General features: G+C 73.6%; 14 protein-coding genes. 4 read left to right on the forward strand and 10 right to left on the reverse strand.

What is annotated here, in order from left to right:
* On the forward strand, window positions 1–386 hold a 386-nt coding region (locus ACIRRH_RS38665), incomplete at its 5' end, for a hypothetical protein (protein WP_403077161.1).
* An 89-nt stretch (window positions 387–475) separates the two neighbouring features.
* Here the strand turns inward: ACIRRH_RS38665 and ACIRRH_RS38670 are convergent.
* The 6 genes from ACIRRH_RS38670 to ACIRRH_RS38695 form a co-directional block, all read right to left on the reverse strand.
* The gene (locus ACIRRH_RS38670) at window positions 476–2599 is read right to left on the reverse strand and encodes an aminotransferase class I/II-fold pyridoxal phosphate-dependent enzyme (RefSeq protein WP_403077162.1); all 2124 of its coding nucleotides are present in this window, start codon (window positions 2597–2599) and stop codon (window positions 476–478) included.
* The gene (locus ACIRRH_RS38675; protein WP_403077164.1) at window positions 2596–2997 is read right to left on the reverse strand and encodes a cupin domain-containing protein; all 402 of its coding nucleotides are present in this window, start codon (window positions 2995–2997) and stop codon (window positions 2596–2598) included. Before ACIRRH_RS38675 ends, ACIRRH_RS38670 begins: the two co-directional genes overlap by 4 nt.
* Window positions 2994–3983 carry a dTDP-glucose 4,6-dehydratase gene (gene rfbB / locus ACIRRH_RS38680; RefSeq protein ID WP_403077167.1) on the reverse strand — a complete coding sequence of 330 codons (990 nt, stop codon included), beginning with the start codon at window positions 3981–3983 and terminating at the stop codon, window positions 2994–2996. Before rfbB ends, ACIRRH_RS38675 begins: the two co-directional genes overlap by 4 nt.
* Entirely contained in the window at window positions 3980–5059 is a 1080-nt protein-coding gene (locus ACIRRH_RS38685) for a glucose-1-phosphate thymidylyltransferase (RefSeq protein ID WP_403077169.1), read from the reverse strand. The genes rfbB and ACIRRH_RS38685 overlap by 4 nt, the downstream gene beginning before the upstream one ends.
* Window positions 5060–5309: 250 nt before the next feature.
* Window positions 5310–5438 (reverse strand): hypothetical protein, encoded by a 129-nt coding sequence (locus tag ACIRRH_RS38690; protein WP_403077170.1) that lies wholly within the window; start codon window positions 5436–5438, stop codon window positions 5310–5312.
* 66 nt (window positions 5439–5504) lie between these two features.
* Entirely contained in the window at window positions 5505–6803 is a 1299-nt protein-coding gene (locus tag ACIRRH_RS38695; protein ID WP_403077172.1) for a nucleotide disphospho-sugar-binding domain-containing protein, read from the reverse strand.
* Window positions 6804–6987: 184 nt separating this feature from the next.
* Between ACIRRH_RS38695 and ACIRRH_RS38700 the strand changes: the two genes are divergently transcribed.
* Window positions 6988–8022 (forward strand): ketoacyl-ACP synthase III family protein, encoded by a 1035-nt coding sequence (locus tag ACIRRH_RS38700; protein WP_403077174.1) that lies wholly within the window; start codon window positions 6988–6990, stop codon window positions 8020–8022.
* Window positions 8023–8131: 109 nt separating this feature from the next.
* Here ACIRRH_RS38700 and ACIRRH_RS38705 read toward each other — a convergent pair whose 3' ends face one another.
* Entirely contained in the window at window positions 8132–8953 is an 822-nt protein-coding gene (locus ACIRRH_RS38705) for an integrase (protein WP_403077176.1), read from the reverse strand.
* A gap of 203 nt (window positions 8954–9156) precedes the next feature.
* Here ACIRRH_RS38705 and ACIRRH_RS38710 point away from each other — a divergent pair, with 203 nt between their 5' ends.
* Window positions 9157–9336, forward strand: a complete 180-nt coding sequence (locus ACIRRH_RS38710; RefSeq protein ID WP_403077179.1) for a hypothetical protein — start codon at window positions 9157–9159, stop codon at window positions 9334–9336.
* 175 nt (window positions 9337–9511) lie between these two features.
* Here ACIRRH_RS38710 and ACIRRH_RS38715 read toward each other — a convergent pair whose 3' ends face one another.
* The 3 genes from ACIRRH_RS38715 to ACIRRH_RS38725 form a co-directional block, all read right to left on the reverse strand.
* Window positions 9512–10822 carry an amidase gene (locus ACIRRH_RS38715; RefSeq protein ID WP_403077182.1) on the reverse strand — a complete coding sequence of 437 codons (1311 nt, stop codon included), beginning with the start codon at window positions 10820–10822 and terminating at the stop codon, window positions 9512–9514.
* A gap of 20 nt (window positions 10823–10842) precedes the next feature.
* Window positions 10843–11076, reverse strand: coding sequence for a hypothetical protein (locus ACIRRH_RS38720; RefSeq protein ID WP_403077185.1), 234 nt, complete (start codon window positions 11074–11076; stop codon window positions 10843–10845).
* 117 nt (window positions 11077–11193) lie between these two features.
* The gene (locus tag ACIRRH_RS38725; protein WP_403077187.1) at window positions 11194–11829 is read right to left on the reverse strand and encodes an ATP-binding protein; all 636 of its coding nucleotides are present in this window, start codon (window positions 11827–11829) and stop codon (window positions 11194–11196) included.
* Window positions 11830–12059: 230 nt separating this feature from the next.
* Here ACIRRH_RS38725 and ACIRRH_RS38730 point away from each other — a divergent pair, with 230 nt between their 5' ends.
* Window positions 12060–12875 (forward strand): hypothetical protein, encoded by an 816-nt coding sequence (locus tag ACIRRH_RS38730; RefSeq protein ID WP_403077190.1) that lies wholly within the window; start codon window positions 12060–12062, stop codon window positions 12873–12875.
* The last annotated feature ends 103 nt before the right edge of the window (window positions 12876–12978 follow it).

The raw sequence follows: 12978 nt of genomic DNA on the forward strand, positions 1-12978 counted from the left end.
CCCTCATCCTCCGCACCACCCCCCACCACAACCCCACCCCCACCATCAACCAAGCCCTCGCAAACCAAGACCTCCCCTTCACCGAAACCATCGGCACGCTGCCGTATCCCACGCTGATGAACATCGGCACGCTGCCGATCTTCGTCCTCCAGGACCACCAGCGACCCGAACTGCGCTTCCCGGACTGCGAGTCCAGGCTCATCCCCGAGCGACTCGCCCAGGACGTGCCCAGTCCGCTCTCGGTCGAGGTCGACCTGACCTTCGCCCAACCCAGCCTCAACGTGGCCGTGCGGACGGACGTCCTGCCGCTCTCCTTCACGCACCAGGTCGCCGAGCTCTACCTCGCCACCCTCAACGCCGGCCCCGAAGCCCTCTTCGGCGTGTGAGAAGCCGTTGTCGCAGCAGGACGGCGCACATGAAAACGGGGGTGGCCCGGACCATTCGGTCCGGGCCACCCCCCGTCGTACGGCACCGCTCACTCAGCCGGTTCGACCTCCAGCAGCCAGATCCAGGTCGACGGAGCACCGAACTGCTCGCGCCGCCGCACCCGCAGGCCTCCCGCCGCGAAGGCCGCCTCGTACGCGTCCCGGCTCAGCAGCGGCGTGTCCATGAACGCGTGCATCAGCTCGAATTCCAGCGAGAAGGCCGGCAGCGGGCCCTCGTGCCGCTCCCAGGACTGCGCGTTGGTGTCCGCGAGCAGGAAGTAGCGGGCGTCCGGGAAGGCCCGGCGCAGCGCGCGCACCATCCCGGCTGGCTCGTCGGAGGCGGCGAACAGATCGTGCAGCAGCAGGAAGCTGCCGACCAGGTCGATCCCCGGGAAGACCGGCCGCTCTTCGCCGAACAGCACGTCCCCGCAGACGATCTCCAGGTTGCCGGCCAGACCGGCCTCGACGACCCGCTTCTCGGCTATCGCGCAGGCCGCCTCGCTGATGTCGATGCCGACCCCGCGCCGCGGCTCGGGCCGGTTGCCGGCCAACCGGATGAGCCGGGTGCCGTCCCCGCAGCCCAGGTCGGCGACGTCGCCGTAGTCCAGCCCCTCCAGGATCCGCTGCTCAACCGGCAGCATCAGCTCGGAGCCGACCTCGCCGGCGCCCTTGGCGATCCGTCCCTCGTCGCGGCGGACGTCCCGCCCGTACACCGCCCGGCCGGTGGCCAGGTCGGCGAGCGAGGACATCATCGCCCCATAGCCGCCGACGCCCCACATCAGGAACCCGCGGTGGCGGATCAGTTCGCGCCCCGCCGTGGTCAGGAAGGCCATCTCGTCGCGCAGTTCGACGTAGCCGAGCAGCGCCATGGTGTTCAGCAGGGCGCGGGTGCGCGGAACGGTGGAATCGGCGACCACGGCCAGCTCGGCGACCGGGCGGGGCCCCTCGTCGAGCGCCGTCCACACCCCCAACTCGGCCAGGGCGAAGGCGGTCTGGGCGCCGATGTAGCCGTTGAACAGGCTCGGGAACTCCATCGGCGCGAAGGTCGGCGCCGCCTTCTCCCAGTGCGGGGCCAGGCCGGACCCGTTCCCGGCCCCGGTCGTTACCTCCAGGACGGCCGCCAGCGCGGCGCAGAAGCGGTCCACCTGGCCGGGGGTGCCGACGGTCACCCGCAGCCGCCCGGGCAGCCCGAAGACGGCCAGGTCGCGGACCAGGATCCCGTGCTCGTCCGCCAGCCGCGCGGCGACCGTGCCGGGGTCGTCTCCGACCTCGACCAGGACGAAGTTGGTGACCGAGGGGATGTAACGGATCCCGAGCGCGTCCAGCCCCCGGTAGAGCCGGCGCCGCGCCTCCTGGGTGCGGCTGCGCACCGAGGCGATGAAGTCCGGGTCGTCCAGGGCCGCGACGGCCGCCCGCTGGGCGAGCCGGTTGACGTCGAAGGGCAGCGCCTGCCGGGTCTGCCAGAGCCGGGCGATCAGGTCCTCCCGGCCGACCGCGTAGCCGACCCGCAGCGCCGCCAGGCCCCAGGCCTTGGAGAAGGTCCGCAGCACCACGACCGGCCGTCCCGCGCGCACCGCGTCCAGCGCGTGGCCCAGTTCCGGGTCCGCGAAGTCCAGGTAGGCCTCGTCGAAGACGGCGACGGCGCCGGCTGCCTCGGCCGCGGCGATGATCCGTTCGACCCCACCGCGGTCGAGCACCGTCCCCGTGGGGTTGAGCGGGTTGCAGACGAAGGCCGCGCCGGTGCGCTCGTCGATCGCCGCGGCAACGGCGGCGGCCGGCACGTGGTAGGCCTCCAGCGGCACCTCGGTGACCGGTGCGCCGGCGACCGCGGCGGAGGTTCGGTAGCCGGGGAAGCTGGTCGCGGTGACCACCGCGGCGCGGTCCGGTCCGAGGAAGGTCAGCGCGGTGAGCAGCACCAGCTCGTCGGTGCCGTTGCCGACCGCGACGTTGGCCGGCGCCAGCCCGACGTGCCGGGCGATCCTGGCCCGCAGCTCGGCGCACTCGCTCTCCGGGTAGACGGAGCAGCGCTCGTCCAGCTCGGCCCGGGCTGCCGCGACCGCCCCGGCCGGACCACCGTACGGGGTCTCGTTGAGGTGCAGGCGCAACAGGTCGGCGGACGCGGGCGCGTCGCTGTTGTACGACCGGATCGCCGGCCTGGGCGGCTGGGCGGTCATCGTTCCTCCTTCTCGCCCCGCTCGGGGCTGTGGACGAAGAGGCCGAAGCAGAAGCTGCCGGGTACGGCCTTGCGGGTGACGAAGCGGTGCCGCTTGCCGGCCGGCACGTACAGCGCGGCGGGGGCGGTCAGCAGGAACTCCTCGTCCTCGACCTCGACGGAGATCTCGGCGTCGCCCGGGTTGGGCGCGAACAGCAGGTAGATCTCCGGGACGCTGTGCACATGGGTCTCGGCGACCGGCTGGTCGACCAGGGAGCTGATCTCGGCGCCGGCCAGCTCGACTGGCAGGCCGCCGAACATCTCCCGGGCGAGAATGAACGGCACCGGCCGGTGGTGGCCCACCACCTCGCGCAGCAGCGGCAGTTGGTCCTGGATCTCGACACGCTGGGAAGCGGTCATCGGGTTGTCTCCGTTCGGTTCGCGGTCAGCGCGGGCTCCCACCAGTCGCGGTGGTCGCGGTACCACTCGACGGCCTCCTTGAGGCCCTGCTCGAAGTCGACCTGCGGCCGGTAGCCGAGCTCCTCGCGGATCCGGCTGTCGTCCACCGAGTAGCGCAGGTCGTGGGCCTTGCGATCGGGCACCTGCCGGATCCGCTCGGGGCCGGCCCCGCAGAGCTCCAGGAGGCGCTCGGTGAGTCGGCGATTGGTCAGCGCGATGCCGCCGCCGATGTTGTAGATCCGGCCCGCCCGCCCACCGCCCAACACCAGCTGGAGGGCCCGGCAGTGGTCCGAGACGTGCAGCCACTCCCGGACGTTGCCGCCGTCGCCGTAGAGCGGCACGGTCCCGCCGTCGATCAGGCTGGTCACGAACCGCGGGATGACCTTCTCGACGTACTGGTACGGCCCGTAGTTGTTGGCGCAGCGGGTGATGCTCAGGTCGAGCCCGTGGGTGCGCCAGTAGCTGCGGGCGACCAGGTCCGAGGAGGCCTTGGAGGCCGCGTAGGGCGAGTTGGGCAGCAGCGGCTGGTCCTCGTCCCAGGAGCCCTCGGCGATGGAGCCGTACACCTCGTCGGTGGAGACGTGCACGACCCGCGGGATCCGCGCCTCGACGCAGCGGTCCAGCAGGTTCTGGGTGCCCATCACATTGGTACGGAAGAACGGTTCGGCGCCGGCGACCGAGCGGTCCACGTGCGACTCGGCGGCGAAGTGGACCACCGCGTCGTGCCCGGGCAGCACCCCGGCGAGGAGGTCCCGGTCGCACACGTCCCCGGAGACCACGGTCAGCCGCGGCTTCCCGACCGGCAGGTTGGCGAGGTTGCCCGCATAGGTGAGCTTGTCCAGCGCCGTGACGTGCGCGCCCTCGTAGCCCGGGTACTCGTCGGCAAGCAGGGAGCGCACGTAGTGGGAGCCGATGAAGCCGGCCGCACCGGTGACCAGGATCCTCATGCTCCGACCTCCATCCGGGTGTGGTCGCCGACGACCAGACGGTTGACGCCCGGGTCGCTGGGCCGCTGCGTGATCTGCGCGGACCTGCCGATCAGGGACTCGCGGATCCCGGTGATGCCGTACACCTCGACCTCGTCGAGCGTGATGGAGTCCTCGATACCGGCCTGCCGCAGCACACAGCGCTCACCGAGGGCGGTGTACGGCCCGATCCGGCTGTCCTCGACCACCGTCCCGGCCCCGATCACCGCTGGGCCGACCACGTGCGAGCGGATCAGCCGCACCCCCGGCCCGATCAGCACCGGGCCACTGAGGGTGCTCTCCCCGTCCAGCACACCCGGATCCAACTCGCGCTGATTCCCGGCGAGTTCGTCGAGCATCACCCGGTTGGAGTCGAGGATGCCCTCGACCCGGCCGGTGTCCTTCCAGAAGCCGCCGTGCACGCTGGCCCGCACCTGCTGCCTGTCGTCGATCAGCCACTGGATCGCGTCGGTGATCTCCCACTCGTTCCGCCAGCTGAGCGGGATCTCCCGGACGGCCCGGTGGACCTCCGGGGTGAAGAAGTAGACCCCGACCATCGCCAGGTCGCTGCGCGGCTCCTTGGGCTTCTCCTCCACCCGCAGCACCACGCCCTCGGCGTCGACCTCGGCGACCCCCGACTCGCTCGGGTTGGACACCTTGGTCACCACCAGCTGGGCCGCCGGCCGGTGCGCCAGGAACGGCTCCATCAGCGCGCCGAGATCGGCGTCCAGCACGTTGTCCCCGAGGTACATCACGAAGTCGTCCTCGGCCAGGAACTCGCGGGCGATCAGCACGCAGTGGGCCAGCCCGAACGGGGCCTCCTGCTGGATGTAGGTGATCCGGACCCCGAGCTCCGAGCCGTCGCCCAGGGCGGCCTCGATCTCTTTCGCCCGCTCACCGACCACGATGCCGATGTCGGTGATTCCAGCCTCCCGGATCCGGTCGAGGCAGTGGACCAATACCGGTTTGCCGGCGATCGGGACGAGCTGCTTCGGCATGGAGTGGGTCAGCGGGCGCAGCCGTGTCCCCATCCCGCCCGACAGAACAAGCGCTTTCAATCTGTTCCCCTGCGTGGTCGGGAGCCGGTGCGATCACGGCTCGGCCCTGCGCGGTGTCTGTGTCCGTACCTGTGGTTGCAGGTTAGGCAGGGGCCGTCGGGGCTTCCGGGAGTCCTGGTGGAATCCGGCTGGAGAGGGCGCCGGGCCCCGGCGGAACACGCGAGGGCGGCACCGCCGCACCGGCGGGACCGCCCTCACGACCGAACCGGACGCCCGATCAACTCTCGCTCATCTACCGCTCACTGGGCTCTCAGCGGTTGATCAGATAGACGACGCCGACCACCACCAGAACGATGATGATGCCCGCGATCGCCCCCTTGGGCCCCTTGCCCTGGCCGCCCGGAACGAACGTCCCGCCTCCATCGCCACCAGCGTGCATGCCGTTCCCCTCTCGTGTCCCTCGGATGTCCGCGCGCCCGCCGGTCGGTCGGGCGTGCCACGCCGACTATCGCTTGACCAGGCCCTGGTCGTAGCCGGTGGTGTCGATCGAGTCCCAGTCAACCGTCACCGCGGGGGTCCGCTCGGCGGCGATCTCCTCCAGCACGGGGACCAGCTGGGCCGGGGTCGGCCGCTCGGCGAGCTCCGCCACCAGCTTCTCCGCGCCGCGCCGGTAGGAGTCGTCGCCGAGCAGCGCGTCCACGTGCTCCCGGATCCGCTCCACGGTGGCCTCCTTCCCGAGCATGTGGATCCCCGCGCCGGCCGCCGCCACCCGCTGCCCGTTGGCGTGCTGCTCCTCCTCGAACGGGATCGCCAGCTGCGGCACCCCCGCCACCACGGCACTCATCACCGAGCCGGCGCCGCCGTGGTGGACCACCGCGTCGCAGGTGGGCAGCAGCATGTTGATCGGGAACTGCTCCAGGATCCGGGCGTTGGCGGGCAGTTCCCCGACGTACTCCCGGTCCTTGGGGTTGATCGCGACGACCACCTCGGCATCGAGGTCGGCGAGCGCTTCCAGGACCTTGGGCACCAGGAACGCCTCCGGCCCGAAGCGGCTGAGCGTGTGCCCCCAGACCACGCAGATCCGCCGCTTCTCCGGCTTCTCGTACACCCACACCGGCGCCTCACCGGGCCCGTTGTACGGCACGTACCGCATCGGCAGCCGCTCGGCGGCGGTGGGCGGGGCGATGGCCTCCGGGCAGGGGTCGATGACGTGCGTGATCAGCTCACGACCCTTGCCCTTGACGCCCAGCGAGCGCAGGATGCCGTTGTTGTACTCCGGCACGATGTCCACCCGCGGGTCGGTCTCCGCCGTACCCACCGGGCCCCACAGGTGGAGCACCGACGGCAGCCCGTGGATCACCGCAGCGAACGGCCCCTCGGCGCTCATCATGTCGTGGACCACCAGGTCGGGCGCGAAGGTGCCGGTGTAGACGATCACCCGCTCCATCTTGCGCAGCCAGGCCTGGCCCCACTCGTTCTCGTACTTCCGCTTGTACGCGGGCCAGTCGAACTCGTCCGGGGAAGCCATCCGTTCACCGGTCACCGGGTGCAGCAGCGGCAGACCGTTGTCCCGCGCGACGCCCCGGATCACCCGCTGCTGGTGGAACAGCCGAGCCCAGAAGAGCGGGTTGTCGTGGTCGTCGAGGATCGGGGCGGGTACCAGGCCCGCGCCACGGACCCAGTCGGCCGAGGACGGGGTGCACATCACCCGCACCTCGTGCCCTGCCGCCTGCAGGGCCCACCCCAGCGGCACCATGGGGTAGAAGTGCCCGGCCCAGGGCGAGATCGTGAACAGAACCTTCATCGTAGCGGCCTCCAAGGCAGGGCTCAGCTGGCTCCGCCCACTCCAGCGCACCCGCGGGCAGAGTCCCTCGAACGCGGCTCAAGTCCTGTTGGAGCCGGGTGGACCAGCCGTTCTCCACCTGTCCTCCGCCGTCGCCGGAGACAACTCCTGTGACACATCCGCACCGAGGAAGGACACTCACCCGATGCGCTATGACGACTTGTACCTCGCCGGAACGGGCGTCTGGCTACCAGACCTGATGCCGGTCGGGAAAGCGGTCGCGGACGGCCTCCTCGACCCCCGCCGGGCCGAGGAGCGGGAGTTCGTCTCCGTCGCGGTGGCCGGGGAAGAGCACGCGCCGCCGTGGATGGCCGCCCAAGCCGCCCGGACCGCGCTCGACCGGGCCGGCACCGCCCCGGAGGATGTCGCCCTCCTGCTGCACTGCTCCAACTGGTGGCAGGGGCTGGACGTGTGGGCCGCCGCGAGCTACGTCGCCCAGGAGAGCGGGCTGCGCCAGGCCCCCGCCTTCGAGGTCATCCAGCGCTGCAACGCCGGGCTCGGCGCCCTGGAGCTGGCCGCGAGCCGGCTCACCGCCGCCACCGACTCCAGGACCGCCGCCGTGGTGACCACCGGCGACCGGATGAGCGCCCCGCGGATCGACCGCTGGAACACCCTCGGCATCTCCTTCTACGGCGACGCGGGCACCGCCGTGGTGGTCTCCCGCACTTCGGGCTTCGCCCGTCTGGTCGCCTCGTACACCGTGGCGGACAACTCCCTCGAAGCCCTGGGCCGCGGCACCGAGGAGTTGACCCCGCAGCCGCCCGCCCCGGGCCCCTGGGTGGACCTGGAGGACCGCGCCCGCTCCCGGGTGTCCCTCGACCTGCCGGACGCCGGCCGGCGTCTGGCCACCGCGCTGAACGACGCGTTGGACGGCATCCTGGCGGAGTCCGGCCTCACCATGTCCGACATCGCCAGGGTCGTGATCCCGCACACCCGTCAGGGCTCGGGCCGGCACGAGCTCCACGACCTCCTCGGCGTACCCGAGGAGAGCACCACCTGGGCGTTCGGCGCCGCTGTCGGCCACCTCACCAGCGGCGACCAGTTCGCCGGCCTCGACCACCTGCTCCGCACCCGCGCCGTCGCCCCCGGCGACCACGTCCTGATCTGGGGCGGCGGCGCCGGCTACACCTGCACCGCTTTCGTCATCGAGATCCTCGATCTCCCCGCCTGGACGGCCTGATCCCCCGCACGGAGGGCCGGGCCCCGACACGGCGGGGGCGGTAGCGGGCCCACCCGCGACCGCCCCCGCCGTCTCCGTCGCCTCGTGTCCGGGCACGAGGGCCCGGGCCCTACAGCAGCGCGTAGAGGGCCGAGGCGTCGTCGTGCGTCTTGCCGCGCGGCCAGCGCTCGCAGTCGGCGTCCGCCCGCTCCGCCGCCCGGACCCGGGCGATCAGCTCGCTCGGCCCCGAATCGGCGAGCAGCCGCAGCGCATCGGCCCAACTGCCCAGCCCGAAGCGCTCGGTGTAGCGCGAGGCGCCGTCGGTGAGGGCGGCCAGCGCGTGCAGCCGGTCCAGCCGGACGAAGCCGGTCTCGGCGTGCTCGGCCGCCCGCGGGCCGGCCGCGGCGATCCACGGGCCGTTGCCCCGGTTGCGGACGGCGCGCACGGCCAGCGCGTACTCCAGGTGCAGCGCGGCCCGCTCGGCCGAGCCGGGGACGGTCTCCCACACCTGGCGGCGCAGCTCCTCCCCGGCGGGGAAGCGCTGGTTGTCCCCGATCACCTTCGGCGGGCCGTCCTTGAACTCCAGCACCAGCAGCGAGTCGCCGAGCACCAGGTACTCCAGCGCCTCGCCGTGCCGCCGGGCCGCGACGACCATCGCGGCGGGCGTGTTGGGGTGGGCCAGGTCGCACCGGCCGCCGTGCAGCGCGGCCGTCTCCACGATGGCGTCGGCCAGGCACTCGGCGATCGAGCGGTCCGCCCGGTCGGTGAGCCGGGCGAGCAGGTGCACGCCCAGCCGCCGCACGTACCAGGCCGTCCCGTGCCGGCACCCGGACTCCAGGCCGGCCGGCGAGCTCACGCCGTCCAGCAGGACCAGCGCCTCCGGCGAGGCCGCCACGAAGTCCTCGCTCTCGCGGTCGGGCCGCCGTGCTTCCCCTGCGAGCTGTAGCTGCATCCCGACAGTGTGGCCGCCGCTCCCGGCCCGCGCCCAGACCCGTGCGCCGGTGCGGCGCGGGCCGGGGCGCGGCGCCCGGTGGCAGCCGGGGTGATTCGGCCATACCGTCGGACAGTGACCGGACGATTCGGCCAATCGGAGCGGGTCGGGTTTGGGATCACCTTCGGGTGTCCGGGCGGCCCGCGACTGACGAGGAGCGGAAGATGTTCTGGGAGTTCATCGTGTTGCTGGCCGCCTCGCTCGGCTTCCCGACCGCCGCACTGTTCTACCTGATCGGCGGGCCGCGCTTCCCCGACGAGAAGCGCGGCCCCGACCCCCGGGGCACCGGGACTTCCCGGGGCACCGGGACTTCCCGGGGCACCGGGGCTCCCCGGGCCTCCTAGGGCAGGTCCGACGGTTCGCGCGAGGGCCCGCGCCCTCTGCGAGAGCCGGGCTCGCCCACTCCCGCGCCCGGGAGTGGTACGACATCGTCGCCGAGGCCCTCGACGGCGCCCGGGCCACCGGCGGGCTGCGCCTGCTGCGCGCCGAGGCCACCGACCCGGCGGACCCGACGCTCGCCTAACCCTCCGCCACCACCTTTTCCAGGAAGGCGGCTTGGGCCAGCAGCCGCTCGTCACCGCCCGCCGCACCGACCACCTGGAGCCCCAGCGGCAGCCCCTCCGGGGTCCGCCCCGCCGGCAGGCTCAGCGCCGGCCGCCCGAGGAAGCTCCACGGCAGCGACATCACCGCGTCCCCGGTGCTGTGCAGGCCCTCCGGCGCCCCACCGGTCGCCGAGGGCGCCAGCCACAGGTCCACCCCGGCCGCCGCACCCGCCTCGGCCACCCACGCGCGCAGCCGCTCCCGGAACCCCAGGGCGGCCGCCCGGTCCTCGGCCGCGACGCCCTGGCCGGCCCGGATGGACGCCACCGTCTCCGGCCGGTAGAGCCCGCCGAAGCGGGCGAACCAGTCGGCGTGGCTGCGGGCCAGTTCGAAACGGTTGACCGCCTGCAACCGCCGGGCGATCTCGGCGAAGTCGGGGAACAGCTCGACCCGGCGCACCGTGAACCCGGCCCGCGCCAGCCGGGCCAGCTGCTCCTCGAAGGCGCGCAGCGCGGCCGGTTCGGCATGCTCCAGGTACGTCCCGTCCGGCACCCCGAGCACGGGCGCGGCCGCCCCGCCGTGCTCCGCCCGCCAGCCGTCGCAGAGCAGCGGGGCCGCCAGGGCCGCGCCCGCCAGGTCCGCGGTGAACGTCCCCAGGGTGTCGAAGCTCGGTGCGTTCGGGATCACCCCCGTGATCGGGATCCGCCCGTACGTCGGCCGGAAGCCCACCACCCCGCAGTACGCGGCCGGGCGGATCACCGAGCCGACCGTCTGGGTGCCGATCGCCAGCGGCACCAGCCCGGCCGCGACCGCCGCAGCCGAACCGCTGCTGGAGCCGCCCGGGGTGTGCCCCGGATGGTGCGGGTTGCGGGTCGGGCCCGGGGCGCTCGCGGCGAACTCGGCGGTCACGGTCTTGCCCGCGACCAGTGCCCCCGCCGCCCGCAGCCGGTCCACCACCACGGCCTGCGGCCCGGCCAGCACCCCGGGCGGCAGCGCCGAACCGCCGTGCGTGGGCAGCCCGTCCACGTGCACGATGTCCTTGACGCCCACCGCCACCCCGTACAGCGGCGGCCGCCCGCCCGGTTCCGGGTACCGCGCGGCCACCTCCCGCGCCTGCGACCGCAGCCGCTCGTGCCGCCCGGGCTCCGGCACGAACGCGTGGATCAGCGGGTCCACCCGCTCGACCAGCGCGCACAACCGGTCGACGTACTCGGACAGTTCCGGCACACCGGCGCGCAGCCCGGCGGCCTCATCGGTCAACGGCCGCGGCCGGACGAGGGGTTCCTCCATGCCGGTCACAGTAGACCGGCTCACGGGAGGTGTTCGGCCGCCAGGTACGGTGCCTCGCGCAGGAAGTACGCCCCGCAGGTGTGGCAGCACAGCTCCGGGGTCTTCCCCCAGTCCACCGCCTCCCGCACCTGCGATCCCGGATCGAGCTCCCGCCCGCACATCGCGACGTCCGCCTCGCCCCGGACCATGTGCCACAGCCGCACCCCCGCGGCCGCACCGCCGGCGCCGTACTCCGCTCGCATCTGGTGCATCATGCCCCCATCGTCCGGCCCCCTCCCACCCCCGGCAACCGGAGGCTCAGGGGCTCGGATCCCCCGACGAAACGCCGTGTTCCCGTCCGCCGGCCGCGGCTGTGGCCGGTACGCAGAAGGTCAGGACGCCGCGCGGAGCAGGGCGCCGTCCTGCCACTTGAGGATCTTGTCGAAGCTCACGATCGCCCCGCGCAGGGGGTGGTTGCGGAGCTGGACGTGGTCGGTGAGGGCGTGGATGAGGAAGAGGCCGCGGCCGGACTCGGCGGTGAGGTCGGGGAGGGTGTCCAGGTCGACCGGGCGCAGGGTGGGGGTACTGGGGCGGCAGGGCAGGACGTGGGTGTCGTACGGGTGGCCGTCGCGGCGGGGGCGGTGGGCGGCGAGGACGCGGGCCGGGACGGTGGCGCGGCCGCGGCGGGTGCGGCGGAGCGCACGGCCTGCCACCACCGGACGGGCCTGGGCGGCGGCCGACGGGCGGCGGACGGGCTCGGCGGGGGTGGGCAGGCCGGGGCCGGAGTCGGTGACCTCGATCCGCAGCCGGTCGCCGCAGATGGAGGCGGTGACCTGGAAGCCGTCGTCGGGCCGCCCGGTGGCGCCGTGCTCGACGGCGTTGGCGCAGGCTTCGGTGAGGGCGACGCCGAGGTCGTCCGCGACCTGCGGGTCGACGCCCGCCGTCGCCATCGCACCGAGCAGGATGCGCCGGGCCAGCGGGACGCTGGCCGGGTCGCGCTTGAGGTGCAGAGTCCACCAGATGTCCACGGGAGGTCCCTCCTGGCTGCGACTCCACATACAACTAGGTATCTCCGGGCGATTCCCGGGTGAACCGTGCCCGGGGGCCGCTACCGCCCGTTCGGCGGATGGACCGGGGGACGGGGTCTGTGCCGGGCGACGCGTACGCCCCCTCGCACGCCGCCGCCGAAAGGGGCATTCGTAGGGATTTCCCACCCTGCCCGTGTCCGCGGCGTACGCAATGAGAGGATGGCCCGGCCATGACTGCCCTCGCCGCCGCCCCGCTCCCGGGCGCCCCCGGACCGGCCCAGCCGGTGGGGTCCGCCGCCTGGGACCTGCGGCTTGCCCGGGCGGTCCCGTTCGCTCTGGTGTGCACCCTGATAGCGGCCGCCGGGCACGCCCTGGCGGGTGGCGGGAACGTGCCGCCGACCGCGCTGGCGGCGGGCTTCGCCGCGGTGCTGGCGTTCGCGGCGGTCTGCGGCGGGCGGGAGCGTTCGCTGGCGGCCATCGCCGGGGCGCTGGGTGCCGGGCAGCTCGGACTGCACTGCCTCTTCCACGGCTTCAACGGCTCCATGCCCGGCATGCACCACGGCGGCTCCGGTCCGCTGACCGTGCCGCAGGTGGCCGGCCGGCTGATCTGCAACGAGGCCCGCCCCGGCACGCTGATCGGCCTGTCCGGCGGCCCGTCCCCGGAGCAGCTGGTCTCCTCCGCGGGCCTGGACCCGCACGCGTTCGCCGCCGCGCCCTGGTGGCAGGCCGGCGTGTTCGGCATGACGCCGTCGATGCTGGCCGGGCACCTGGGCGCCGCGCTGGTCGCGGGCTGGTGGCTGCGGCGCGGCGAGGCGGCGCTGTGGCGACTGCTGCGGGTGGCCGCCGAGGCGGCCCGGGAGCACTGGGCGACGCCGCTGCGCACGGCGTTCGCGCTGGTGGCCGTGTTGCTGCGCGGCCTGTTCGGCGTGGCCGGCCCGGCCCGCCGGTTCGGCACCCGGGGCGGGGAGAGCCCGCTCCCGGCGGGTGCCGTGCTGCGGCACAGCGTGGTGCGGCGCGGCCCGCCGTGCGGGGCCCTCGCGTACTGACCGGCGATTCCTGGCGGCCCTGCGGCCGTACCGGGTGCCCGGTGTGCGCACCGTCCGGCCGTTCCCCCGACCACCGGGACGGCCCGAGGCTCTGCCCCCACGT

Source organism: Kitasatospora sp. NPDC101235 (assembly GCF_044767505.1).
In the GTDB taxonomy this organism is placed as follows: domain Bacteria; phylum Actinomycetota; class Actinomycetes; order Streptomycetales; family Streptomycetaceae; genus Kitasatospora.